Source organism: Allocatelliglobosispora scoriae (genome assembly GCF_014204945.1).
Taxonomy (GTDB): Bacteria; Actinomycetota; Actinomycetes; order Mycobacteriales; family Micromonosporaceae; genus Allocatelliglobosispora; species Allocatelliglobosispora scoriae.
The window spans coordinates 2,292,906-2,315,696 of record NZ_JACHMN010000002.1; the positions used below are offsets into that span (position 1 = coordinate 2,292,906).

At 69.2% G+C, this 22,791-nt stretch carries 25 protein-coding genes; 11 read left to right on the forward strand and 14 right to left on the reverse strand.

Annotated features, from left to right (window positions below):
- The first annotated feature begins 1 nt into the window (after position 1).
- Positions 2 to 841 (forward strand): cytochrome c biogenesis CcdA family protein, encoded by an 840-nt coding sequence (locus tag F4553_RS15890; protein WP_184836782.1) that lies wholly within the window; start codon positions 2 to 4, stop codon positions 839 to 841.
- Between the two features lie 83 nt (positions 842 to 924).
- Positions 925 to 1,437, forward strand: coding sequence for a GNAT family N-acetyltransferase (locus tag F4553_RS15895; RefSeq protein ID WP_184836784.1), 513 nt, complete (start codon positions 925 to 927; stop codon positions 1,435 to 1,437).
- 915 nt (positions 1,438 to 2,352) lie between these two features.
- On the opposite strand, the gene F4553_RS15900 is transcribed toward F4553_RS15895, so the two are convergent.
- From F4553_RS15900 to F4553_RS15920, 5 genes are read right to left on the reverse strand one after another with little or no spacing between them, the layout of a single operon-like run.
- The gene (locus F4553_RS15900) at positions 2,353 to 3,582 is read right to left on the reverse strand and encodes an acyl-CoA reductase (RefSeq protein WP_184836786.1); all 1,230 of its coding nucleotides are present in this window, start codon (positions 3,580 to 3,582) and stop codon (positions 2,353 to 2,355) included.
- Entirely contained in the window at positions 3,579 to 4,625 is a 1,047-nt protein-coding gene (locus F4553_RS15905) for a LuxE/PaaK family acyltransferase (protein ID WP_184836788.1), read from the reverse strand. Before F4553_RS15905 ends, F4553_RS15900 begins: the two co-directional genes overlap by 4 nt.
- Positions 4,622 to 5,941, reverse strand: a complete 1,320-nt coding sequence (locus F4553_RS15910; protein WP_221469910.1) for an AMP-binding protein — start codon at positions 5,939 to 5,941, stop codon at positions 4,622 to 4,624. The genes F4553_RS15905 and F4553_RS15910 overlap by 4 nt, the downstream gene beginning before the upstream one ends.
- 26 nt (positions 5,942 to 5,967) lie before the next feature.
- On the reverse strand, positions 5,968 to 6,720 hold the full coding sequence (locus F4553_RS15915; protein ID WP_184836792.1) for an SDR family NAD(P)-dependent oxidoreductase: 753 nt from the start codon (positions 6,718 to 6,720) through the stop codon (positions 5,968 to 5,970).
- Complete coding sequence (locus F4553_RS15920; RefSeq protein ID WP_184836794.1) at positions 6,704 to 6,943, reverse strand: acyl carrier protein; 240 nt, start codon at positions 6,941 to 6,943, stop codon at positions 6,704 to 6,706. Before F4553_RS15920 ends, F4553_RS15915 begins: the two co-directional genes overlap by 17 nt.
- Positions 6,944 to 7,028: 85 nt before the next feature.
- Between F4553_RS15920 and F4553_RS15925 the strand changes: the two genes are divergently transcribed.
- Positions 7,029 to 7,757: a cytidylyltransferase domain-containing protein gene (locus tag F4553_RS15925; RefSeq protein WP_184836796.1), complete on the forward strand. Its 729-nt coding sequence runs from the start codon at positions 7,029 to 7,031 to the stop codon at positions 7,755 to 7,757.
- 17 nt (positions 7,758 to 7,774) lie between these two features.
- On the opposite strand, the gene F4553_RS15930 is transcribed toward F4553_RS15925, so the two are convergent.
- Complete coding sequence (locus tag F4553_RS15930) at positions 7,775 to 8,377, reverse strand: hypothetical protein (protein WP_184836797.1); 603 nt, start codon at positions 8,375 to 8,377, stop codon at positions 7,775 to 7,777.
- Between the two features lie 53 nt (positions 8,378 to 8,430).
- Between F4553_RS15930 and F4553_RS15935 the strand changes: the two genes are divergently transcribed.
- Positions 8,431 to 8,643 (forward strand): hypothetical protein, encoded by a 213-nt coding sequence (locus F4553_RS15935; protein WP_376776296.1) that lies wholly within the window; start codon positions 8,431 to 8,433, stop codon positions 8,641 to 8,643.
- 83 nt (positions 8,644 to 8,726) lie between these two features.
- Here the strand turns inward: F4553_RS15935 and F4553_RS15940 are convergent, their stop codons facing one another.
- From F4553_RS15940 to F4553_RS15955, 4 genes are read right to left on the reverse strand one after another with little or no spacing between them, the layout of a single operon-like run.
- Positions 8,727 to 9,194, reverse strand: coding sequence for a ribose-5-phosphate isomerase (locus tag F4553_RS15940; RefSeq protein ID WP_184836798.1), 468 nt, complete (start codon positions 9,192 to 9,194; stop codon positions 8,727 to 8,729).
- Between the two features lie 21 nt (positions 9,195 to 9,215).
- The gene (locus F4553_RS15945) at positions 9,216 to 10,427 is read right to left on the reverse strand and encodes a DUF1015 family protein (RefSeq protein WP_184836799.1); all 1,212 of its coding nucleotides are present in this window, start codon (positions 10,425 to 10,427) and stop codon (positions 9,216 to 9,218) included.
- A 25-nt stretch (positions 10,428 to 10,452) separates the two neighbouring features.
- Positions 10,453 to 10,695 carry a hypothetical protein gene (locus tag F4553_RS15950; protein WP_184836800.1) on the reverse strand — a complete coding sequence of 81 codons (243 nt, stop codon included), beginning with the start codon at positions 10,693 to 10,695 and terminating at the stop codon, positions 10,453 to 10,455.
- 39 nt (positions 10,696 to 10,734) lie between these two features.
- Positions 10,735 to 11,334 (reverse strand): mycothiol-dependent nitroreductase Rv2466c family protein, encoded by a 600-nt coding sequence (locus F4553_RS15955; RefSeq protein WP_184840794.1) that lies wholly within the window; start codon positions 11,332 to 11,334, stop codon positions 10,735 to 10,737.
- A 176-nt stretch (positions 11,335 to 11,510) separates the two neighbouring features.
- Here F4553_RS15955 and pepN point away from each other — a divergent pair, with 176 nt between their 5' ends.
- The gene (pepN, locus tag F4553_RS15960) at positions 11,511 to 14,060 is read left to right on the forward strand and encodes an aminopeptidase N (protein WP_184836801.1); all 2,550 of its coding nucleotides are present in this window, start codon (positions 11,511 to 11,513) and stop codon (positions 14,058 to 14,060) included.
- A gap of 854 nt (positions 14,061 to 14,914) precedes the next feature.
- Here the strand turns inward: pepN and F4553_RS15965 are convergent.
- Together F4553_RS15965 and F4553_RS15970 are read right to left on the reverse strand one after the other, a co-directional pair.
- Entirely contained in the window at positions 14,915 to 15,301 is a 387-nt protein-coding gene (locus tag F4553_RS15965) for a DUF5130 family protein (protein WP_184836802.1), read from the reverse strand.
- Positions 15,288 to 15,533 (reverse strand): hypothetical protein, encoded by a 246-nt coding sequence (locus tag F4553_RS15970; protein WP_184836803.1) that lies wholly within the window; start codon positions 15,531 to 15,533, stop codon positions 15,288 to 15,290. The genes F4553_RS15965 and F4553_RS15970 overlap by 14 nt, the downstream gene beginning before the upstream one ends.
- Positions 15,534 to 15,774: 241 nt before the next feature.
- Here F4553_RS15970 and F4553_RS15975 point away from each other — a divergent pair, with 241 nt between their 5' ends.
- Together F4553_RS15975 and F4553_RS15980 are read left to right on the forward strand one after the other, a co-directional pair.
- Positions 15,775 to 16,281: a hypothetical protein gene (locus tag F4553_RS15975; RefSeq protein WP_184836805.1), complete on the forward strand. Its 507-nt coding sequence runs from the start codon at positions 15,775 to 15,777 to the stop codon at positions 16,279 to 16,281.
- The gene (locus F4553_RS15980) at positions 16,282 to 16,956 is read left to right on the forward strand and encodes a class F sortase (protein ID WP_184836807.1); all 675 of its coding nucleotides are present in this window, start codon (positions 16,282 to 16,284) and stop codon (positions 16,954 to 16,956) included.
- A 34-nt stretch (positions 16,957 to 16,990) separates the two neighbouring features.
- On the opposite strand, the gene F4553_RS15985 is transcribed toward F4553_RS15980, so the two are convergent.
- Positions 16,991 to 17,512: an HNH endonuclease gene (locus F4553_RS15985; RefSeq protein ID WP_184836809.1), complete on the reverse strand. Its 522-nt coding sequence runs from the start codon at positions 17,510 to 17,512 to the stop codon at positions 16,991 to 16,993.
- 220 nt (positions 17,513 to 17,732) lie between these two features.
- Here F4553_RS15985 and F4553_RS15990 point away from each other — a divergent pair, with 220 nt between their 5' ends.
- The 4 genes from F4553_RS15990 to F4553_RS16005 all read left to right on the forward strand — a co-directional run bounded on the left by F4553_RS15990 (position 17,733) and on the right by F4553_RS16005 (position 21,952).
- The gene (locus tag F4553_RS15990) at positions 17,733 to 18,767 is read left to right on the forward strand and encodes a mechanosensitive ion channel family protein (protein WP_312875225.1); all 1,035 of its coding nucleotides are present in this window, start codon (positions 17,733 to 17,735) and stop codon (positions 18,765 to 18,767) included.
- A 151-nt stretch (positions 18,768 to 18,918) separates the two neighbouring features.
- Complete coding sequence (locus F4553_RS15995; RefSeq protein WP_246466366.1) at positions 18,919 to 20,250, forward strand: MFS transporter; 1,332 nt, start codon at positions 18,919 to 18,921, stop codon at positions 20,248 to 20,250.
- Positions 20,251 to 20,257: 7 nt separating this feature from the next.
- Positions 20,258 to 20,650 carry a globin gene (locus F4553_RS16000; protein WP_376776271.1) on the forward strand — a complete coding sequence of 131 codons (393 nt, stop codon included), beginning with the start codon at positions 20,258 to 20,260 and terminating at the stop codon, positions 20,648 to 20,650.
- 48 nt (positions 20,651 to 20,698) lie between these two features.
- The gene (locus tag F4553_RS16005; protein ID WP_312875226.1) at positions 20,699 to 21,952 is read left to right on the forward strand and encodes a WD40 repeat domain-containing protein; all 1,254 of its coding nucleotides are present in this window, start codon (positions 20,699 to 20,701) and stop codon (positions 21,950 to 21,952) included.
- 100 nt (positions 21,953 to 22,052) lie between these two features.
- Here F4553_RS16005 and F4553_RS16010 read toward each other — a convergent pair whose 3' ends face one another.
- Complete coding sequence (locus F4553_RS16010) at positions 22,053 to 22,490, reverse strand: type III secretion system chaperone family protein (RefSeq protein WP_376776220.1); 438 nt, start codon at positions 22,488 to 22,490, stop codon at positions 22,053 to 22,055.
- Positions 22,491 to 22,791: the final 301 nt, after the last annotated feature.

The window sequence follows — 22,791 nt, forward strand, 5'->3', positions numbered from 1 at the left end:
GATGCCGTCCGACCCTTCCTACCCGATGGCGGTGGCGGCCGGGGCGCTGGCGACGGTCAACCCGTGCGGCTTCGCGTTGCTTGCGGCGTACGCGTCGCTGGTCGTCCTCGGCGACGACGCGACGGCGCGCCCCGCGCCGCTCACCGCGGTCGCTCGCGCCCTGACCATGACCACGGCGATGACGCTCGGCTTCGTCACCGCGTTCGGCGCTTTCGCGCTGCTCGCCGAGCCGGTGGCGACGTGGATCGCCGAGCGGCTGCCGTGGCTGACCATCGGCACCGGGGTGGTCCTGGTGCTGCTCGGCGCCTGGGTGATAAGCGGTCGTGACCTGCCCTCTCCTGCCCCGCGACGGCGACACGCACCGCCGCTGCGGGGCAGGTTCGGACCCATGTACGCCTTCGGGCTCACCTATGCCATCGCATCGGTGAGCTGCGCGGTCAACCCATTCCTGGGGATGGTCAGGGACCGGCCGGCAGTGACCGGGTTCGGCCTGTTCCTGGCCTATGCGGCGGGGATCTCGCTGGTCGCGGCGACGATCTCCGTCGGGGTGGGCCTCATCCGGCACTCCACGGTGCCGCTGGTGCGGCGTCTCGCACCCACGCTGTTTCGGGCGGCGGGGGTCATGCTGATCGTGCCGGGCGGATACGTCGCCTGGTTCGGCTGGTACGAGATCCGGGTCGGCGGCGGGACCGTCGCCGACCCGGTCATCAACCTCGGGACCGCCGCCCAATCATGGCTCGCCACCGGTATCGACACGCTGGGACCGCTCGCCCTCGTCGCCACCTGCACATTGATGATCTCCATCGCCCTCGCGGCCCACCACCTTCGCCGCGCCACCTGACGTTCTCCTCTCCCCGCTTCGTGGTCCGGGCGTCCCTCTCCGACGCCCGGGCCACGAAGTCCATGCTCCGATAGGGTCGTGGGGTGCTGAGAGCTGCAGACGACACCGACCGCGACCTCGTCCTCGGGTGGCGCAACCACCCCCAGGTCCGCGGGGTCAGCCTGACCACCCACGAGATCACCCCCACCGAGCACGCGGCCTGGTGGAGCGCGGTCGCCGCCGACAGCCTGCGCCAGCTGCTGATCTTCGAGTGGGAGGGCGCGCCCGCAGGCGTCGTCATCTTCGACCGGCGCCGGGAGGCCGAGCGCGGCGTGATCTGGGGCTTCTACCTCGACATCGACGGGCTGACGGCACGCGAAGCGCTCATGCCGGCGTGGATCGGGCTGGAGCGCGACGCCATCGATTACGCGTTCGACGTGCTCGGTGCACAGACGCTCGGTGGCGAGACGCTGGCTTCCAATGTGCCGGTGCTGCAGCTGCACAAGCGGTTCGGGTTCACGGTGACGGAGAGCTACCCGACGACGATCAACGGCGAGGCGACCGAGGTCCTGTGGACCAGCCTGAACGTCGCCAACCGCAAGCCTTCGCGCCGCTGAATCGCGGCTCCTGCGGCTTCACGCTCGCAAGATCACGTCCGGTTCGGGGAAGTAGACGTGATCCAGGCTCATGATCACGTCTGCTTCCCCGAACCAGACGTGATCACTCCCGGTGCCCGCGCCCAGCGCGAGCGAAGCGAGGCGCGTGCGATCTCACGCAACCCTCGAGCCGCCTCTCCGCGCGCACATCGATTCAAGATCGCACCATCTTTGGGGAAGAAGGCCTGATCAAGGTGCTTGATCAGGCCTTCTTCCCCAAAGATGGTGCGATCACTGTGCGGGTGCCGCACCTCGTGCCATTCGTCCGCTCGCGGGTCCGCGCATCAGCGCGGGCTCGGCGGTGATCGCGCACGTTCCGGGAAATTAGCCCTACCACCGCGCAAGGTCGTGCTGATTCCCGGAAGTAAGCCCTACCGACACACCCCAAGGGGACTATTTCCCGGAAATAGAACGATCTTGCGCGATTTCGGGAGCCCTGGCCGGCAGCGGGAGCCCACTTCTAGCCCTCAGGGCTAGCGGCGGGGCGCGGCCACCACCCCGGCGCAGTCACCGCCGCGGCGCAGCCACTCCCCCGAGGCCCAGCCACCACCTGGGCCAAGCCACTATCCGGCCCAGCCACTACCGGAGCGCAGCCACCGCCGGGGGCGCAGTCACCGCCGGGAACGCAGCTACCGCTGGATTCGCAGCCACCGCCGGGGGCGCAGCCACCGCCGAGGACGCAGCCACCGCCGGATTCGCCGTAGCGCAAGCGCGTTAAGCCGCGAAACGCGCACCTCGGACCGTCATGCGTGTGATGATCGCGGATCTAGGCGGCGAGAGACCACCAGGGCGAGCCCGCTGCGCCATGATCTGCGATCAACCAGCCGGGTACGCGAGATCCTGGCATCAAGGGCACCGATGTCGAGCGGCGCTCCGTCAGGTGGTGATCGTTACCAGGCGGGTGAACTCGCGGGAGAGGTCGTAGCCGTCCCAGATACCCGCGAAGGCCAACGCCTGCCCGAACGGCACCATCCGGTCGACGCCCCGCCCGGCCACCGCACGCGCGAACCCCGTCAGCTCCTGCGCGTCGAAACCGAAGTGGCTCAGCGTCTGGTCCTTGCGCCGGATCAGCGGCACCAGGTCTGCCAACTGGGCGACGTTCGCGAACGCGAAGACCCCGGTCCCGAGCCAGTGCCGGGGCATCGCACCCGGACCGGTCAGCTCGACATCGGTGACCTCGTTGCCGTGGAAGGTGATCCGATCGGCGGCGCCGTCAGCGGCGAGCCCATAGACGCCGACCCGCTTCTCCACGGCCATCGCCGCGTCGAGCGCGGGCTCCGACCGGTCCCGCAGCGTCTTCTCGACGAGCGAGACCAGCTCGACCCGCACCGCGTCGGCGCCCGCCGGGTCACCCACGAGGAACACGGCCCGAGGCGACGCGCAGGCGGCCTGGTCGAACCAGTAGACGTCGTTGACGAGCCCTTCCGCAGCCAGCGCCCGGGTCCGGGCATCGGCAGCCTGCCATCCGGCGATGGAGACGACGGCGAACGAGGTCCGGTCGGGGAAGGTGACATCACGCGCGGCGGCGGCGAGCGGATGGCGGCGGATCTCGTGCACGGTCCGGTCGCCGCCCCAGATGACCCGCAGGTCGCAGGCGCGGCTGAGGGCTGCGGTGATCTCGTCGTCTCGCCCGTACGTGATCATGCGCTGGGTCTGGGCGATCGCCGGGTGCGCATCGGTGTCGTTGAGCGCGTCGAGGATCGCCGTCGCGGCACCGGCCGAGCGGGCGGAGACCCGGATGACGTTGGCGTTGCCCGCGAGCGCCGAGAGCGCCCAGGAGTAGACGAAGATCGTGTCGACGTTGGCCGGGGGCACGTGGAAGACGAGGCCGCGGGGCATGACGAGGGCGTCGGGGGTCGCCGCCTGCAGTCGCTCGACGGTCCGCCGCAGCTCCGCCTTGCGCAGGAAGAAGCCCAGCGAGGCGAGCTCGGGGAAGCGCCGGGCGAGCGACGGAGCGAGCAGCTTGCGGGACATGCCGAGCAGGAACTCGACGACCCGCTCGTCGCCGACGGTGAGGCGACCGTCGACGGGTTCGTCGGTGAGCGAGGCGAGCAGCGAATCGATCTCGACCGGCTCGCCGACCGGGTAGCGGAGGTCTACCTTCATGCGGCACCGCCGGTGAACGTGTCGCTGCAGCCGCGTGCCTCGGCGCGGGGCAGACGGCCGAGGATGCGCAGGCGCTTGCCCGGCCAGGGTCCGTCGTCGATCCCGTCGATCACGCCGAGGTCCTCGGTGAGCAGCACGTGCCCCGGGTACGAGGTCGGCAGCGTGCTGATCACCTCGATCAGACCGGGCGTGCCGATCGGCTGCTCCTCCCAGGTCACGGGGTCGCGGATGATGACATCGGCGAAGTCGGGGCAGTAGAGCGAGCCGCCCTCGGGGCCCTCCAGGAAGACCGTGCCGATCTGCTCGACCATGCCGTAGAAGTTGTAGACCTGGGTCAGGCCGGTGTCCTCGGCCAGGCGGCGGCGGAACTCCGCGTTGTCGACGGCCCGGTCGATCAGCTTCTTCCAGCCGCCGGAGTGGATCAGCAGGCCGTTGCTGAGGTCGAGCCCGTTGTCGCGAGCGGCTTCGTAAAGGTAGAGCCAGACCATGAACGTGAAGCCGAAGACGAGGAAGGGCGCGTCACCGTGCTTGGCGAGGAAGGTCTTGAGCGCCTCGACATCCGGCTCGCCGTTCTCATCGAGCAGGTAGACGTGGTCGCGACCGAAGTTGATCAGCCCGAGCATGCCCGCGCCCCGGGCGCTGAACTCGCGGCGGTTGCTCACCACGGCCCGGCTGTCGACGATCAGCATCGGCAGCCGCTTGGGGCCGAGCACGGTCTGCAGCGTGTTGGACAGGGCCTTGGTCTGCGCGGCGGCGGCGGTGCGGTCCAGGTAGATCCGGCTCACGTCACCCGTGGTGCCGCTCGACGTGAGGGTCTTGACCACCTCGTCGTCGGGGATGCTCTTGAGCGAGTGCGTCTTGAACATGCGCACCGGCAGCCAGGGCAGGTCGCGCAGGTCGGCATAGGGTCCGCCGGTGGCGTCGACGGCGCCGACGATGCGGTCGTAGGGAGCGCAGGCGGCCCGGTGGTGCGTGACGAGGTCGTTGAGGGCCGGCAGGAGCTGTGCTTCCTTCTCCGACTGGCTGAGCGTGAAGACACTCATCGCATTTCCTCCAACGCCCGATAATCGATCTTGCCGCTCGACATCAGTGGTAGCTCGGCGATGCCCCGCACGTCCAGCCCCGAGGAGTGGATGCCGAGCTGTTCGGCCAGGTCACGCTTGACCGCCGCCGGGTGATCTGTGTCGAGGGTCTCCACGAAGACGATGAGGCGGTCGTCCCCGGCGATCGCCGCGACCGGCACGTCACCGGCGAGCATCCGCTCCACGTCGTCGAGGTTGACCCGGACGCCGAAGACCTTGCCGAGCCGCTTCACCCGGCCGGTGATCCACAGGTAGCCGTCGTCGTCGAGGCGCCCGAGGTCGCCGGTGCGCAGCACGCCGCCGAGTTCGTCCGGCTTGGCGAGATCCTCGGCCTGCTCCGCGTAGCCCATCATCACGTTGGGCCCCTCGAAGACGACCTCGTCGTCGTCTATCCGCAGCTTGCCGCCGGGCAGCGCCGGTCCGGCCGAACCGAGCTTCTCCGCGAGCATCTCCGACGGCAGGATCGTCATCCGCGCGGTCGCCTCGGTCTGCCCGTACATGACGAACATCTTGCCGCCCACCTCCGCCATCCGCTGGCGGAAATCAGCCACAAGCTCCGTACGCAGCCGCCCGCCGGCCTGGGTGAGCGTCCGCAGCGTCGGGTGCTTCGCCGGGGTGAAGCGGAGCCGCTTGAGCATCTCGTACTGGTAGGGCACGGCGGCGAGGCTCGTGACACCGAAGCGGCCGAGGTCGGTCCAGAACTCGCGCTCCATGAAGGTGCGCTCGGTCAGCACGACCGTCGCCCCGCTCACCAGGTGCGAATTGAGCACCGAGAGGCCATAGGTGTAGAAGAGCGGCAGCGTCGTCATCGCCACGTCATCGGGGCCGAGCCCGAGTCCCTCGGCGATGGCGCGGGCATTGGCGTCGACCGCCGACGAGGAGAGCCGGACCAGCTTGGGGCTGCCCGTCGAGCCCGACGTGGTCAGCAGCAGCGCCAGCTCCGGGTCGGGCATCACGGTCGCCGGGCGGTGCCAGGCCGGCAGGCCGAGGTGCGTGCCGGCGGCGTACCCCGATGGGGGTGGGGCATCGACCCCGACGACGAGTGACGGCGCGAAGCGCTCGATGATCTCGGCGCGCGCGACATCGGCCTGCGGGTCGATGAGCGCGACCGGCCGCCGCGCCGCGAGCGCGCCCAGGTAGGCGAGGACCGCGTCGACCGTGGTCGGCATCGGCAGCAGGATCAGTCCGGCCTCGCCGCGCGTCGCGTCGGCGGCGGCTTCGATCCGCGCGCGCAGCCCGTCCCCGCCCAGCTCAGCGCCGCTCGCTGCGTCGATCAACTTCGCATTCGGGTGTACGCCGAGAGTCACCGCACCACGCCCCCGTCGACCCCGAGCACCTGCCCGGTGATGAAGGACGCCTGGTCGGAGAGGAGGAACGCGACGGCGCTCGCCACGTCACCGGCGTCCCCGAGGCGCCGCAGCGGTGTCGCCGCGACCGTCTCGGCCTGGCCCGCCTCGTCGAGGCTGCCCAGCATGTCGGTGGCGATGAAGCCCGGCGCGACGGCGTTGACCCGGATGCCCGCGGGCCCGAGCTCCTTCGCCGCCGAGAGGGTCAGCCCGATCACGGCGGCTTTCGTCGCGGCGTAAACGGCCTGACCGGCGCCGCCGACCCGGCCCATCACCGAGGCGGTGAGCACGACGGCCGGGCGCTCGCCGCGGCGCAGCAGCTTCACCGAGTGCTGCAGGGTGTGCACGGCACCGACCGCGTTGACGTCGAAGAGGCGCTGGGTGACGGCGTCCGAGGTCATCCCGAGCATGCCCGCCTCATGCTGCCCGGCATTGACGACCAGGGCGTCGAGGCGGCGGTAGGCGTCAAAGACCGCTCGCGCGAGAGCCTTCGCCGTCGCGGGGTCGCCGATGTCGCCGCCGAGGGCGAGGGTCGGCACGCCGTGCCGGTCCGCGAGCTCAGCCGCGACGGGCTCGGCCCGCTCGGCGGTGCTGGCGTGCACGGCGACCGCGTAACCGTCGGCCGCGAGGCGCTCGGCGATGGCCCGGCCGATGCCCCGGGAGGCACCCGTCACCAGGGCGACGCGGCGCGTCTCAGGCGACTGCGACACCGTACTTGCCCACGATCTCCCGAGCCTTGGCGAACGAGCTCATGTCGATCACGTCGTCGGTGTCGATCATGATGTCGAACTCGTCCTCGATCGCAGCGATCAGGGACATGTGTGCCAGGGAGTCCCACTTCTCGATGCCGCGGTATTCCAGCGTGTCCACGTCGGCATCGGCGGGCAGCTCCAGCGCGGTGCGGAAAACACCGCGTAGACGGTCGAGCTCCATGATCGAATGCCCCTTCTCGGCAGATCACAGCCTGTTGACGGCTGGCCGGTGGCCGAGTCTATCCGAGTATGTAAGCTGCCAAACCATGCGGATGCTCGGTGTGATCCAGGCCCGAATGGGCTCGACCCGCCTCCCCGGCAAGGTGCTGCACCCACTGGCCGGACGTACTGTGCTGTCGCGCGTCGTCCGCGCCGCACAGGAGAGCGGCGCGGTGGATGAGCTGGTCGTGGCCACCACCACCGAGATCACCGATGATCCGGTTGTCGCCGAGTGCGACGCCCTCGGCATCGCGGTGCACCGGGGTCCCGTCGACGACGTGCTGAGCCGCTTCCTCGGCGCGCTGGACAAGCACCCCGCCGATGCTGTGATGCGCTTCACCGCCGACTGCCCGTGGCTCGACCCCGAGATCATCAGCCTCGTGGCGCAGGTCTTCCGCAGCGTCCCCGGGCTCGACTACATCACCACCTCGATCACCCGGACGCTGCCGCGCGGGCTCGATGTCGAGGTGATCCGGGCCGACACGCTGCGCTCGCTCGACGGCCGCGCCAACGAATACCACCGCACCCACGTGACCTCGTATGTCTACACCCACCCGGAGGAGTTCCGGCTCTTCGGCATGACGCTGCTGCCGGACCGCTCGCACCTGCGCCTCACGCTGGACACGCCGGAGGACTGGGAGGTCATGCACGCGATCGCGGCCAACTTCGGCGACACGACCATGGCGATCTCGAAGCTCACCGAGTGGCTCGACGAGCACCCGGAGATCGCCTCCATCAACGCCGAGGTGGAGCAGAAACCCCTCCACGTCGGCTGAGCGCGGTGGTCAGCGCCCTAGCCGGCGCCGTTGAGCCACTTCCAGGCGTCGACGATCCACTGGACGCGCTGCAGGAAGCCGAAGCCCACCACCGCGAAGTAGCCACCGATGATCGCGTGCGACACCCAGGCCGAACGCCGCACCCGGTTGAACGTGCGCTCCAGCACCACCAGCCCGAGCAACCGGCACAGCGCGAAGAGGAAGACGCCCACCACCAGGGCGACCACCAGCGCGAGCGCGGCCACCGCGAGGTCGCCGTCGATCCCGGAGACGGCCCAGATCAGCCAGCAGAACGACAGGATCCCGGCGCCGATCGCGCTCCACCGGCTGCCCTTGCGGAGCTGGCGCAGGCGGGAGCGGAGCGGGATCTCCGGCTGCTTGAGGCCGCTGCGGCTCTGGATCGCCGAGCCGCCGATGTCGGTCGCGGTGGAATCACCGGCCTCGAAGGTCAGGGTGGGCTCGCGCTCGGCGCCGACCTGGGCCTTGCCCGGCTGGAACTCCCGCCGACCCTGCGCGGGGATCGGCGGCCCGGCCGATCCGTCGTGACGAACGGTCGCCTGGTCCTGCGGGCGATAGCCGGAGATGTCGAGGGTCTTGTCAGGCCACTGATTCTCGGTCACATCGGACAGCGTAGTGCGTGACTGCGACACCCCTGTCCGCATACCCTCGGAGCATGGAGCCTCATCACCGCCTCGGCGACGAGCGCGACGCCGAGCGCGGACTGCGCGGGCTGGTCGGTGCCGGATCGACGCAGGTCAGCGTCTCGGCCGCCATGCGCGCCCGCGATGCGGCGCGTCCCACGGCGGAGGACCTGGCCAGGGCCGAGGAGGAGCTGGTCATCGTCCGCCGCCACTGGGTCCCCCGCGAGGAGCTGCCGCGGCGGTGATCGCGCACCTTCCCGGAGGCTGAGCCTCCGCAGGCACCCTGAGGGGACTGTTTGCGGGAAGGTGCGCGATCACACCGCAAGCACTACGGCAGCTCGGGCAGCTCGCCCGACTTCTCGTAAGCGGTGACCTGGTTGATGCGGCGGGCATGGCGCTCGCTGCCGGAGAACGGGGTGACCAGGAAGGCCTCCACGATCGCCGTCGCCTCGTCGATCGTGTGCTGGCGAGCACCGATCCCGACCACGTTGGCGTCGTTGTGCTGGCGGCAGAGCTGGGCGATCTCCGTCGACCAGGCGAGCGCCGCCCGCACCCCGGCCACCTTGTTGGCGGCGATCTGCTCACCGTTGCCGGAGCCGCCGATCACGATGCCGAGGCTGCCGGGATCGGCGACGACGCGGGCGCCGGTGTGCAGGCAGAAGGACGGGTAGTCGTCCTCCGGGTCGAAGGCGTGCGGACCGACGTCGGTCACCTCATAACCGAGGTTGGCCAAATGCCCCGCGAGGTGCACCTTCAGCTCATAACCGGCGTGGTCGGATCCCAGGTAGACGCGCATGGTCGCCAGTCTCGCAGCCCGCTACAGCTCGACCGCGACCAGGCCCGCCCGGGCCTTCGGCGTGAACCAGGTGCTCTTGCGCGGCAGCTTCAACCGGGCCAGGTTGACCGCGACGAAGTCGTCGACGGTGACCGGCGCGATGAGGATGGCGAGCTCGGCCCGGCCCGCGTCGACCTCGCCCGCGAGCCAGCTCGCCGGGTAGTCGCCGCCGACATAGGTGATCCGCTTGTCGCCCGGGTCGAGGCCGAGCTGCTCACCGAAGAGCTGCTTCTCCACGAGCGCGTGGTCGAGGTTCTCCACCGACGAGGCGCCCTCGACCCGGGGCAGCTCGACGGTCCAGTAGCCGCGGTCACCGGCGTACACCCCGATGGAGCCGCCGGTGGCGGGGACCGTGACGGGGCCGCTCGCCTCGGCCACGACGGCGCCGGCCTGCTGGAGGCCTTCGATCAGGTCCGCGACGGGCGTGGTCAGCTCGTGCACCAGGCGGTTGTAGGGCTGGATCGCGACCGACCCGGGGGTGGTCACGACCGCGAGGAAGCGCGGCAGGTCGCCGGTCTGCGCGGCGAGGCTGCGGTGGTTGCCGTCGGCGACGACCAGGTCGCCCCCGCCGGCCAGCGCGCGCAGCTCGGCGCCGTCGGTCACGGGCCAGATCTCGTGGGTACGCCCAGCCGGGTCCACGTCCACCGAGAAGGGCGCACCGGCGCCGGCGCAGGCGGCGTCGAGGGCCGCGTGCAGCTCGTCACCGCGACCGGTCTGCAGCAGCAGCACGGGCGAGAGCAGGTGTCCGGTCGCCTGGAACAGCGCGACGCGCTCGCGCACCTTGGCGATGAAGACATCCTCGTTGCGGATGACGAGACCGGGCTCGTCGGCGCTGGTGGAGATCTGGTCGGTGTCGACGAGGCACCACAGGCCGAAGCCCTGCGCGCCGTCCGGACCGGTGATGCGGTAGAGCACCACCACGTCGTCGGACTCGGCGTAGGCACCGGCGGCCTTGGCGGCGGCGAGACGCTCCACGGCGGCGGGAAGCGCATCGGTGAAGCTCAGCCCCAACGAATCGGGTGCCTTGTGCGGCATCTCCACGCCGAGTGCGCTGAGCGGGCTCTCGGCGATGAGAGCGGTGATCTCGGCGTCGTCGGCGAACTCGTCGTAGTTCTGCGCGCCGGTGACGCTGCGACCAGTGCGCGGGTCAACCGTGGAGAGCCAGGCCTTGGGGATCGGATGCACGACCGTCATGGGTGCTGACGCTACGAGATCGCCGTCAGACCGACGCAAGCACCCTGTCCGGAGTCCGCCACGTGGGCTGGGCGGGGATCTCCATCCGCAGAGCCGGGCGCTCGTGGCGGTGCCGTCCCTCACGGAGCGAGACCGCGCTGACGGCGGGCCCGAGATATTCGTTGTCGTCGGCGGCCCGGGAGACGGTGAAGCGCGCGGTGCCCACACACTCCACCGTCATCTCGATCGGTGCCACCATCAACCAGGGTGCGTTGTTCGTCTCAGCCACGTCTGGTGCAACGATCCGGAGGCCTCGACGGCTGTGCACCTACTCGAAGATGGGTCCGAGAGTCCTGGAGCGCTTGAGTTCATAGAAGCCGGGCGTCGCCGCCACCAGCAGAACACCGTCCCAGAGCAGCCCGGCGGCCTCACCCTTGGGCGCCGGGGTAACGACCGGCCCGAAGAAGGCGACGGGCGAGCCGTCGGGGCCGGGCGCGTGGATGACCGGGGTGCCGACATCGGTGCCGACCGGCTTCATCCCGGCGTCGTGGCTGGCCCGCAGCGCCTGGTCGTAATCGGTGGAGTCCGCGGCCTCGGCGAGCGACGGGTCGAGCCCGACCTCCTCCAGCGCGCTGCGCAGCAGCGCGTCGCTGGTCTTCTCCTTGCCGAGGTGGATGCGGGTGCCGATCGCGGTGTAAAGGTCGCGGAGCACCTCGTCACCGTGCTTCTCGGCGGCGGCGATGCAGACCCGGACCGGACCCCACGCGGTGTCCAGCAGCGCGCGGTAGCTCTCCGGCAGGTCCCGACCCTCGTTGAGCACGGCGAGACTCATGACGCGGTAGTTCACCTGGACGGGTCGAACCTTCTCGACTTCAAGCAACCATCGGGACGTCATCCAAGCCCAAGGGCACAACGGATCGAAATACATATCGACAGAATTCACGATTGCCTCCGGAGCTGCGGGTGCTAACGTCCGAAGTCAACGTCGGGCCTTACCGATCTCATCGCAAAACGTGAGGCTGGCCACAACAACATATCCGCACAGAGCGTGGCACACTGCGCCTGAAGCGACACAGATGACAAAGGAGTTACTCCGTGGCTGGAGTGCGCAATCTAACCCAGGCCGAGGCGGCTGAGCGGGCTCGCCTGCTCGACGTGCGGTCCTACGACATCACTGTCGACCTGACCGACGGCTCCGGGAACCCCGGCGACGGCACGTTTCGAACGGTGACCGAAGTCATCTTCGACTGCACCGAACCCGGTGCGAGCACGTTCATCGAGGTCGCGGCACACGGCATCCGCTCAGCGGTGCTGAACGGCTCGCCCGTGGATCTCAGCGAGTGGGCCGCCGACCGCGGGCTCCCGCTGACCGGGCTGGCCGAGCACAACACCCTCGTCGTCGACGCGGACTACGACTTCTCCAACTCCGGCCAGGGCCTGCATCGCGCGGTCGACCCGGTGGACAAGGAGGTCTACCTCTACAGCCAGTTCGAGACGCAGGACGCGCAGAAGGTCTACGCCTGCTTCGACCAGCCCGACCTCAAGTCGCTCTACACGTGGCACGTGACCGCTCCGGGCCACTGGCGGGTCGTCTCCAACTCGGAGATCGAGCGCACGGAGAAGACCGAGAGCAGCGCGCAGGTCGTGCACTTCGCGCAGTCGGTGCGGATGAGCACCTACATCACCGCGCTCTGCGCCGGGCCCTACCACGAGGTCCGCGAAACCCACGACGGCATCGACCTCGGCCTCTTCGTGCGGCAGAGCATGGCGAAGTACCTCGACGCCGACGACATCTTCCTCATCACCAAGCAGGGCTTCGACTTCTTCCACGCCCAGTTCGGCGTGCGCTACCCCCTGCCGAAGTACGACCAGCTCTTCGTACCGGAGTTCAACGCGGGCGCGATGGAGAACTTCGGCTGCGTCACCAACGCCGAGCAGCACTACATCTTCCGCTCCCCGGTGACCGACTTCGAGTACGAGCAGCGCGCCAACACCATCCTCCACGAGATGGCGCACATGTGGTTCGGCGACCTCGTGACGATGACCTGGTGGGACGACCTCTGGCTCAACGAGAGCTTCGCCGAGTGGGCGTCGCACTGGGCCAACACCGAGGCCACCCGCTTCGGCGACGCGTGGACGACCTTCCTCTCGGTACGCAAGAACTGGGGCTACCGCCAGGACCAGCTCTCCAGCACCCACCCCGTCTACTGCGAAATGGAGGACGTGGCGGCGGTCGAGGTCAACTTCGACGGCATCACCTACGCCAAGGGCGCCAGCGTCATCAAGCAGCTCGTGGCGTACGTCGGCATCGACGCCTTCGTCCAGGGCCTGCGGCAGTATTTCGCGAAGCACGCCTTCAGCAACGCGACCTTCGGCGACCTGCTCACCGAGCTCTCCGCCGCCTCCGGGCGCGAACTGTCCGACTACGCCAACCAGTGGCTCTCCACCGCACAGGTCAACACGCTGCGCCCGGTGATCGAGATCGGCGAGGACGGCACCTACTCCTCCGTCGTCGTCGAGCAGACCGCACCCGAGAGCCACCCGACCCTGCGGCGCCACCGCATCGGCGTCGGCCTCTACGACCTGGTCGGCTCCGAGCTGATCCGCCGCGAGGTCCACTTCGTCGACATCGCCGGTCCCTCGACGGTGCTCTCGGAGTTGGCCGGATCCCGCGCCGCCGATGTACTGCTCCTCAACGACGAGGACCACTCCTACACCAAGCTGCGGCTCGACGAGCGGTCCATGGCGACCGTCATCGACCACATCGACGGCTTCGACTCCTCGCTCGCCCGGGCCCTGTGCTGGTCCGCCGCGTGGGACATGGTCCGCGACGGCGAGCTGTCGGCCCGGGACTACGTCGCGCTGATCGTCTCCGGCCTGCCCGCCGAGACCGACATCAACCTCGTCACCGCCACGCTGATCCAGGCCCGGTTCGCCGTCAGCACCTTCGCCGAGCCGAGCTGGCAGCCGACCGGTTGGAAGCTGCTCGCCGAGGCCGCCAAGCGGACCATGGAGGCGGCGCCGCCCGCGAGCGGCTTCCAGCTCGCCTGGGCCCGGACCTTCGCCTCGGCCGCCCGCAGCGACGAGGAGCTCGCGGTCGTCCGGGGCTGGCTCGACGGCGTCGGCGTACCCGAGGGCCTCTCGGTGATCAGCGACTTCCGCTGGCACCTCGTCGAGGTGCTCGCCGCCGAGGGCAAGATCGACGGTGAGTTCATCGCCGCCGAACACGCGAGCGACCAGACCGCCGCCGGTGACCGCGAGGCGGCGCTGGCGACCGCGCTGCTGCCGACCGCCGAGGGCAAGGCCGCCGTCTGGGCCGAGATCACCAACTCGGACCAAACCCCCAACTGGCGGCTGCGGGCCCTGCTGATGGGCTTCCACCACTCGTCTCAGCTCGAGGTGACCGAGCCTTATGTGGACCGGTTCTTCGAGGTGGCGGCCCGGATCTGGGCGGAGCAGGACAGCGAGCCGGCACAGGAGTTCATGGTGCTCGGGTACCCCCGCTTCCACATCTCCGACGAGCGGATCGCGCTCGCCGACGCGTGGCTGGCGCAGGAGGGGCACCCTGCCTCGCTGCGGCGCCTGATCGCCGAGGGCCGCGACGCCGTGGTCCGAGCAGTAGCCGCCCGCGCCTGCGACACCGCAGCGGCCTGATCTGTTCATAGGGCGGGCGCCTTTCGGGGTGCCCGCCCTTTCCCGTGTGCGCTGCTAGCTGCGCGCCGCGGGCTGCGCGCCGCGGGCGGCGGGCGGCGGGCGGCGGGCGGCGGGCATGATCGCGTTATTTCCCGGAAACCGGCCTCTCAACAGGTCCGCGAGGGGACTACTTCCCGGAAACAACGCGATCATGCGCCACATGAAGGGGCAGTGCGCGCCCGGCACGGACAGGAAGCTGGCGGTCCGATGTACCCACAGGGCGCGCCCAACCCACCCAACCCGGCCATGATCGCGCCGCTTCCCGGAAACCGGCCCCTCAACAGGTCCACGAGGGGACTACTTCCCGGAAACTGCGCGATCACACGCCGCATGAGCCATGATGCACGCGCAGCACGGACGCCCAGCGTGCGGTCTGGCATACCCCCGCAGGGCACACCAAGCCTGCCCAGCCCGACCATGATCGCGTTCCTTCCCGGAAGCCGGCCCCTCAACAGGTGCCCGAGGGGACAATTTCCCGGAACAACGCGATCATGCGCCGCACGAAGGGCGGCGCACGCCCGGCACGGACAGGAAACGGGCGGCCTGACGCACCCCGCAGAGCTCGCCCAACCCGGCCATGATCGCGCCGCTTCCCGGAAACCGGCCCCTCAACAGGCCCGCGAGGGGACTACTTCCCGGAAACAACGCGATCACGCGCGGCATAGCGAGCAGCGCACCGGCACCAGCGCGGAAGAGCGCACCGTCCGCGTACATGCCCAGGGAGCGCCCACCCACCTGGGGCGAACTTGCAAGCGGCCCCCTCCGGAAATACCCGGAGGGGGCCGCTTTCACGATGTCTGAGCGACGTGGCGCGCTCAGTCCTGGTGTTTGCCGGCGAAGTTGGTGAGCTGCGCGATGCCCGAGATGAGCCCGCCCGCCAGGTCGCCCCCGGCGAAAGCCGCCGCCATGGAGAGCGCGGCGAGCTTGCTGTCGCGGTCGCGGATGCGGCGCCGTGCGTGGTCGCCGGTCACGATCTCCAGCTGGCGCTGGTTGGGCGAGACCGCGATGAGCACGGAGTCGTCCGGGGAGGCCAGGTCGGCGTGGAGCTTCTCGGCGTCGGCGCGGACCTGCTCGGTGAGGTCACCGACGTAGACACTGAAGGTGAGGCCGGTGCTGCTGTCGGCGAGGCGGAGGGCCTCGTCGAGACGGAGCAGCTGCCGGGTGGTGAAGGGACTGTCCGGGGTGTCGTCACCAGCGGTCACTTGCGCCTCCCGTCCTGCCCTCGACGACCACGGCGGTCGGCGTCTCTGCCGTCGCCGCCCCGGTCACGGCCGCGTGGTCGTGGTCGTGCCCCGCGGTCAGCTCATGTGCACCGGCGGTGGCCGGTGCCGCGGTGAACCACACCGGCTTGAAGTCATACGGCCGTCCTGGCCGGTAACGCTTTGCTCGCCGACTTCCGCCGACGAGGATCAGTCCCGCCACGATGATGATCACCGCGGCCGGTATCCCCGCATAAACGAGGACCGTCTGTGCAATAGACAACGTCAACGCCCCCAAGGCGTCTCGCCCGACTCGGAACAACTAAACGCTAACGCCATCGTCGGTCACCCCAGGTCGCGGGGTGCTGAGTTTCACCAATTGCCACGCGGAAGCGGTGCACTCTGAGAGGATCCCAACAGGACGGTATGCGTCATTTAAGACGATACGTCCACAGGATCGAACTGAAGGGGTACCCATGCGGGCGTACAAGATCGCAACCAGGATCGCCGCCGCCGCCCTCGCGGCGGGAGGCTCCACGTTGCTCTTCGGGGCCGCTCCGGCCCGCGCCGACACCGTCTTTATCGAGGTCAACCCCTCGACGATCAACGCGGGCTTCTCCGTATCCCTCCGGGCGAGCTGCGGCTCCACCGTGAATCCCGCCACGGCCAAATCGGACGCGTTCGGCGTGATCACCCTTATGGCCGAGAAGAACTTCCTGATCGGTACGGCGACCATCCCCTCGGATACCAAGCCGCACGGCTATCCGGTCAAGCTGACCTGTGCGAGCGGGAGTACTGCGATCACCACGCTCTGGGTGATCAACCCGACCAAGCCCACCAAGGGGCCCAACACCGGTGGCGGCGCGCTCGCCCACCAGGGCAACGGACCGCTCGTGCTCGGCGGCAGCATCGCGGCGATCTGCGCGGGGCTGGGACTCGGAATCGTCACGCTGCGGCGCAGGCGCTCGGCGTACGAGGCATAAATGCCCCGCGACGAGCCGCCGCTCGGGGTGGCCCCCGTGCTGCGCGGGCCGCGCCGGGGCGGATTCACCGGGGTCCTCGCGGCGGTGCTGCTCATCGCCGGGATCTTCGGCGCCGGGATCGGCCTCGGCCAGGCGACCGGGACGCTGCACCTGCCGTCGTTCTTCGGCGGATCCGGCTCGAAGGCGCCGCCCGGGAAGTTCCCGGTGCTCGGGCCGAGCAAGCCGCTGCGCATCATCATCCCGTCGATCGGCGTCCGCGCGCCGATCCACAGCGTCGGGCTCGATGCCGCGGGAACGATCGCGGTCCCGGCGGTCACGCTCCGCAACGAAGCAGGTTGGTACGAGCAGGGCCCCACTCCGGGACAGTACGGACCGGCGATCATGGTGGGCCACGTCGACACGAAGGACAAGCCGGCCGTCTTCGCCCGTCTCGGGGAGCTGAAGGCCGGCGCCCGGATCGAGATCACCCGCCGGGATCGACAGGTGACGGTCTTCGAGGTCAACTCGGTCGAGTGGTTCGGCAAGACCAACATCCCGACCAAGCGCATCTACGACGACTACAGCCGCCCCGGCCTGCGCCTCATCACCTGCGGTGGCAGATGGGTAGGCGGCGAACTCGGCTACGCCAGCAACGTCGTCGTCTTCGCCAGCCTCGTCTCCACCCACAAGGCCTGATTTCAAGATCGGCGCAACTCTTCAAGAGTTGGTCCTAAACGGCGGCGGCCAACCAGTCGGACCAGCGGGGGTCGGGGGTCCGGTGACCGAGGACCCGCCAGGCGGCGCCCTTCGGTGCGGCCGGCTGGACGGGCAGGCGCCAGCCCATCTCGGCGACGCTCTTGTCACCCTTGCTGTGATTGCACCGGGCACAGGCTGCGACGACGTTCTCCCAGTGGTGCGGGCCGCCCTTGGACCGGGGAATGACGTGGTCGATCGTCTCGGCTGGCCCGGAGCAGTAGACACAGCGTCCGCCGTCGCGGGCGAAGATGGCCCGGCGGGACAGGCCGACGTGCCCCCGGTAGGGGACGCGGACATAGCGGGAGAGCCGGATGACGAGGGGAACGGCGATCTCCCGGCGGGAGCTGTGCAGGACGCCTTCGCCGTCGGCGACGCAGACGGCCTTCCCCGACAGGATCAGGATGGCGGCTCGGCGCACCGAGACGACACACAACGGCTCGTAGGTCGTGTTGAGAATGAGAGCGACCGAGCTGGTCGTGTGTCGTATGTCAGGCATCGCCGTTATCCTCTCTCGCAGCTCCACCTAAAGTGGGGCCCTGTGACAATCGTGGCCGACAGATGTGCTAAACGCACTAGCTTTTCGGTCCTTGAGCGCAAAAATTCACCAAGAGCCCTTGCAGTCGGGTATTCGCCCTGCTATATCCGTTCGTGCGGCAAAAGCGCCGAATGATCCGCTCGACTAGTCAAAACGCCACCCGATGGGGTAGTAACGACCGGTGATCACCGCACTCCTCGCCCTCGCACCAGATCCCGCCCCGTCGACGACCGCCGGTGCCGCCTGTCTCGACGACAAGGTCTGCAGCTGGTTCGACCAGGTCACCGGCATCACCTGGCTCGCCGAGAGCAGCCTCTACGTGGTGATCAAGCCGCTGCGGGTGGCGCTCATCGTGATCCTGGCGCTCGTCGTCCGGCACCTGCTCATCCGCACGATCAATCGGATGATCAACGGGGCGGCCGAGGGTCGCGTACCCACGATGCTCCGGCCTTTGAAGGAGCGCGTGCCTCGCGCGGTCACGCAGAGCGGGACCGCGATCTACCCGGAGCGCCGCCGCCAGCGGGCGGAGGCGATCGGCTCGGTGCTGCGCAGCATCACCACCGTCATGGTCTTCACCATCGCCGGCCTGCTCGTCGTCGGCGAGTTCGGTGTCAACCTGACCCCGCTCATCGCGGGCCTCGGCATCTTCGGCGCGGCGCTCGGCTTCGGCGCGCAGTCGCTCGTGAAGGACCTGCTGGCGGGCCTGTTCATGCTGCTGGAAGACCAGTACGGCGTGGGCGACTCCATCGACGTCGGTGAGGCGAGCGGCGTGGTCGAGGCGGTGGGCCTGCGTACGGTGACGGTCCGCGACTCCCGCGGCGTCATCTGGTATGTCCGCAATGGCGAGATCATCCGGGTCGGCAACAAGAGCCAGGGCTGGGCGGTCGTCAACGTCGACATCCCGGTCGGCTTCGCCGGGGTCGAAGAGGTGACCCGGGTGCTGCGGGGCGCGGCCGAGACCTTCGCCGCGGACACCGATTACCACGACGACTTCCTGGACCCGCCGCACGTCGTGGGCGTGGAGGAGATCACCGTCGACGGCGCCATCGTCCGGGTGACCGCACGGACCACGACCGAGGCTCAGCCCAGGGTCGCCCGCGAACTGCGGCGGCGCCTCACCGACGCGCTGGAGTCCTCGGGAGCGGCCGACGGCATGGGCGGAGCCAAGCGCGGTCTGCGTACGGCGAGGCCGCCGGCGGACGAGGACACGATCTAGGCCATCCGCCCGTCGGGCAACCGGGGTTATCCACAGGGACTAGCGATAACTCCGCCGATCGGGCAGAATTCTCCAACGAGCATCACGGCATTGCCGTCGTTTGTCGCAATGCGACAGGATGACGGGTCAACGACACCGATGTCGCGAACACATGGAGGACCCGGCGGTGTCCCACTCCCCCCATCCCGACCAGGGGAAACTCTCTGGTCAGAGTGGCACCAAGGAGCGTCCGGCAACATTTGGCGAAGTCTTCGCCAGTAGGGAGTTTCGCGCGCTTTTCGCGGCGAACCTCATCTCCTGGGTGGGTGATTACATCGCCAAGGTCGCCGTCAGCGCCCTCGTGTTTCAGCAGACCAATTCGGCCGCACTCGCCGCGGCCGCATTCGCGCTGACCTACCTGCCTTGGTTGGTCGCAGGACCGCTGCTGGCAACGCTTGCCGAGCGCTATCCATATCGCAATGTGATGATCATTTGCGACCTCGCGCGGATGGCGATGATCGGCATTGTCGCGATCCCCGGAATCCCGCTGCCGATCATGCTCGTGCTGCTGTTCCTGACCGCCCTGGCCAACCCGCCGGCTCAGGCCGCCAAGTCGGCCCTGATCCCCCAGGTGCTCACCGGGGACAAGCTCGTCGTGGGACTCTCGCTGCAGCTCACCGCCGGGCAGGCGGCCCAGGTCCTCGGCTACCTGAGCGGCGGCCTCGCCGCGGCCTACAGCCTGCGCGGCGGGCTGGTCTTCGACGCCGGGACGTTCGCGCTCTCGGCCCTGCTGCTCTGGCGCTTCGTCAAGCTGCGCCCCGCCGCCAACACCGAGCGCCGCAACCTGATCCGCGAGACCGGCGACGGTTTCCGGCTCGTCTTCGGCACGCCCGCCCTGCGGGCCATCGCCATCCTGGTCTTCTCCGCGATGCTCTTCGCGACGCTGCCGGAGGGCCTGGCCGCACCGTGGTCGAGCATGCTCTACCCGGGTGAGCAGCAGACGCAGAGCTTCGCGCAGGGCTTGATCATGCTCGCCAACCCGCTGGGCTACGTGGCGGGCGGCCTCATCGTCGGCCGGCTCGTCCCGCCCACGGTGCGGCGGCGGCTCATCCGGCCCTTCGCGGTGGCGGTTCCGCTGGCGCTCGTGCCCGGCCTGCTCGAGCCCGAACTCGTCGGGGTCTGCGTGATGGCGTTCGCCTGCGGGTTCGCCGTCGCGGCGATGGTGCCGGCCGCGAGCGGCTTCTTCGCCCAGGTGGTTCCCGACGGCTACCGGGCCCGCGCGTTCGGCGTGATGCAGATGGGCCTGCAGCTCAGCCAGGGCGCCGGGATCTTCGTCGTCGGCGTCCTCGCCGATCAGGCGTCGCTGCCCCGGGTCGTCGGCTGGTGGAGCATCTTCGGCGTCGGCCTGACCCTGATCGCGGTGGCCCTCTGGCCTCGCCGGGAGCGGTTCGAGGACGCTGTGGCGTCCGTCGCCTCACGCTCAGGCGTCCCCACCCACGCATAGTGGCAGAATTGGTCGGGTGACTAACCCCGATCCGACCACGCTCTTCGAACGCTTCGGCGGCGAGCCGACCTTTCGCAAGATCGTCGAGGTCTTCTACGCGGGGGTCGCCGACGATCCGCTGCTCCGCCCGATGTACCCGGAGGCCGACCTCGGCCCGGCGGCCGAGCGGTTCACCCTCTTCCTCATTCAGTACTGGGGCGGCCCCAAGACCTATTCGGAGGAGCGCGGTCACCCGCGGCTGCGGATGCGTCACGCGCCCTTCCAGGTCGACGTAGCGGCCCGGGACGCGTGGCTGAAGCACATGAGGGTGGCTGTCGACTCGGTCGACCTCACCGACGAGATGCGCACGATGCTCTGGGACTACCTCGTCAACGCGGCGGATTTCATGGTCAACAGCTAGCTCCGGCCGGTTCGAGCCCAGCGGGCCGCGTTCGTCGTTGAGCATGACGTGACCCGTCGCATCATGCTCGCGATCGCTCTCGCCGCGACGCTCGTCGTCGGCATCAGCCCGGCCGGTGCCGCGCCCGCGCTGGGGCGTGTCGTCAGCGAGAACCCCGTCGACTGGACGCCGCACATTCTCGACGGCTCGGTCTGGGCGATGACGGTCGTCGGCGACACCGTCGTCGTGGGCGGCGACTTCACGACGGTGAGCTCCAGCGACGGCTACACCGAGTTCGACCGGTGGTTCCTGATGGCGTTCAGCCTCTCCACCGGCGCGGTCACCAGGTTCGCGCCGTGGATCGACGGCCCCGTCTACGCCCTCACCCCCGGACCGGACGGCACGGTGCTCGTCGGCGGCGACTTCACCGAGGTCGAGGGGGTCCCCGCCCGCAGCCTCGCCCGGCTCGATGTCGCCACCGGCCGCGTCGTACCCGGCTTCACCGCGTCGCTGCGCGATGGAGATGTCCGCGCCCTGGCGGCGGGCGGCCAGTGGCTCTATGTGGGCGGGAGATTCGACACCATCGGGGGTACGCCGAGAGCAGCCCTCGCCCGCGTCGACATCCGGACCGGCGCGGTGGACCGGGGCTTCGATGCCGAACTCGACGCACCGGAGCTGGACCGGGTGAAGGTCGAGGACGTGGCGGTCTCCCCCGACGGCAAGCGGATGATCGCGGCCGGGGCACTGATGGACGCGATGGGCGAATACCGCCCGCAGCTGGCGATGTTCGACATCTCGGCGCCGACGGTGAAGCTCGCCGATTGGTACAGCTACGTCTACGAGCCGAAGTGCCGCAAGGGTTTCGACACCTACCTGCGGGCGGTGGACTTCTCCCCCGACGGCAGCTACTTCGTGGCGGTCTCGACGGGCCGGATGTCGAAGAGTGGGCTGCTCTGCGACACGGCCGCCCGCTTCGAGACCTACGGCAGCAACCCGCACCGCCCGACCTGGGTCAACTACACCGGCGGCGATTCGCTCTACGCCGTGGCGGTGACCGGCTCGGCGGTCTATGTCGGGGGCCACCAGCGCTGGCTGGACAACCCTTACGGGCACGAGTCGGCCGGGCCCGGCGCGGTCTCCCGCCCCGGCATCTCCGCGATCGATCCGAAGTCGGGTCGCGCCCTGGACTGGAACCCCACCCGCAGCCGGGGTCAGGGCCTACGCGCCTTCGCGGTCACCCCGAGAGGCCTCCTGGTCGGTTCCGACACCGACCGCCTGGCCACCGAATACCACGGCCGCGTAGGCCTCTTCCCGCCCGCATGACTCGCGTTCCGACAACAATTCCCGTTGATCAAGGGAAGACTCGCCATATCGACTGCCCGATATGCGGCGAGTCTTCCCTTGATCAACGGTCCGAGAAGGTTTACAGGAGAGCTGCTTCGCTGTGGAGCCATTCGACGAAGGCGGTCGCCACCGCTGCACCGCAGTCGACGAGTTCGACGACGAGCGCATCGTGAGCACCGGCTCGGAGCGGGACCTGCGTCTCGGCGTAGATCGGCAACTCACCGCGGAGGGTGGGGTCGCCGACATATGCCTTGGCGAATCTGTGCAGGTGGTTCCACTCGTTGACGGCCCGGTAGGCCCGATCGGCGAACTCGAACGCCACCGTGGCATGGGGCCTTGCGCGGATGACGAGGATCTCGTCCTCCGGCCCCTCCATCGTGAAGAGCACCGCATGGCGCTCCCACATGGCGAGCAGGTTGCCGTCTCCGTCGGAAAGGTAGCGGATGTCGAGCATATCCAGCGCCGTCCCGATCCGATCAAGCGTGACTCCGGCCGGCTCGTAGCCTCGGGACGCCATCGGAATTTTGTCTAATGTGGATAAATCATCGGGAACGCGAAGCCCTCCCAGTGTCGATCCCGAGCCATGATTTCGCGACTTGATGCCGTCCGCCTGCCCCTGCCCCCCCGGACGCCATGACCACCACGCCATCGCACTTCCCCTCGCTGACTGAACGTCTGCGCTGCCTTGAGGTCTTCGCACCGGGCGTATCGCTGCTCTACGGATCCGGGCGACTACCTTCCGTGTGACCTGAGGCTGAACGTTACCTTTACGGATGGATTCTGGCAGCCCCCAAATGGCCTCGTCCAGCCGTTTGGTC

Bases quoted from the DNA above. Each gene is read 5' to 3' on its own strand.
- F4553_RS15985 (WP_184836809.1), bottom strand. From the start codon at position 17,512: ATGCCTGACATACGACACACGACCAGCTCGGTCGCTCTCATTCTCAAC.
- F4553_RS15980 (WP_184836807.1), top strand. From the start codon at position 16,282: ATGCCCCGCGACGAGCCGCCGCTCGGGGTGGCCCCCGTGCTGCGCGGG.
- F4553_RS15940 (WP_184836798.1), bottom strand. From the start codon at position 9,194: ATGCGCGTCTACCTGGGATCCGACCACGCCGGTTATGAGCTGAAGGTG.
- F4553_RS15935 (WP_376776296.1), top strand. From the start codon at position 8,431: ATGGAGCCTCATCACCGCCTCGGCGACGAGCGCGACGCCGAGCGCGGA.
- F4553_RS15975 (WP_184836805.1), top strand. From the start codon at position 15,775: ATGCGGGCGTACAAGATCGCAACCAGGATCGCCGCCGCCGCCCTCGCG.
- F4553_RS15905 (WP_184836788.1), bottom strand. From the start codon at position 4,625: ATGAGTGTCTTCACGCTCAGCCAGTCGGAGAAGGAAGCACAGCTCCTG.
- F4553_RS15925 (WP_184836796.1), top strand. From the start codon at position 7,029: ATGCGGATGCTCGGTGTGATCCAGGCCCGAATGGGCTCGACCCGCCTC.
- F4553_RS16010 (WP_376776220.1), bottom strand. From the start codon at position 22,490: ATGGCGTCCCGAGGCTACGAGCCGGCCGGAGTCACGCTTGATCGGATC.
- F4553_RS15890 (WP_184836782.1), top strand. From the start codon at position 2: ATGCCGTCCGACCCTTCCTACCCGATGGCGGTGGCGGCCGGGGCGCTG.
- F4553_RS15995 (WP_246466366.1), top strand. From the start codon at position 18,919: ATGGAGGACCCGGCGGTGTCCCACTCCCCCCATCCCGACCAGGGGAAA.
- F4553_RS15955 (WP_184840794.1), bottom strand. From the start codon at position 11,334: ATGTATTTCGATCCGTTGTGCCCTTGGGCTTGGATGACGTCCCGATGG.
- F4553_RS15920 (WP_184836794.1), bottom strand. From the start codon at position 6,943: ATGGAGCTCGACCGTCTACGCGGTGTTTTCCGCACCGCGCTGGAGCTG.
- F4553_RS15900 (WP_184836786.1), bottom strand. From the start codon at position 3,582: ATGAAGGTAGACCTCCGCTACCCGGTCGGCGAGCCGGTCGAGATCGAT.
- F4553_RS15945 (WP_184836799.1), bottom strand. From the start codon at position 10,427: ATGACGGTCGTGCATCCGATCCCCAAGGCCTGGCTCTCCACGGTTGAC.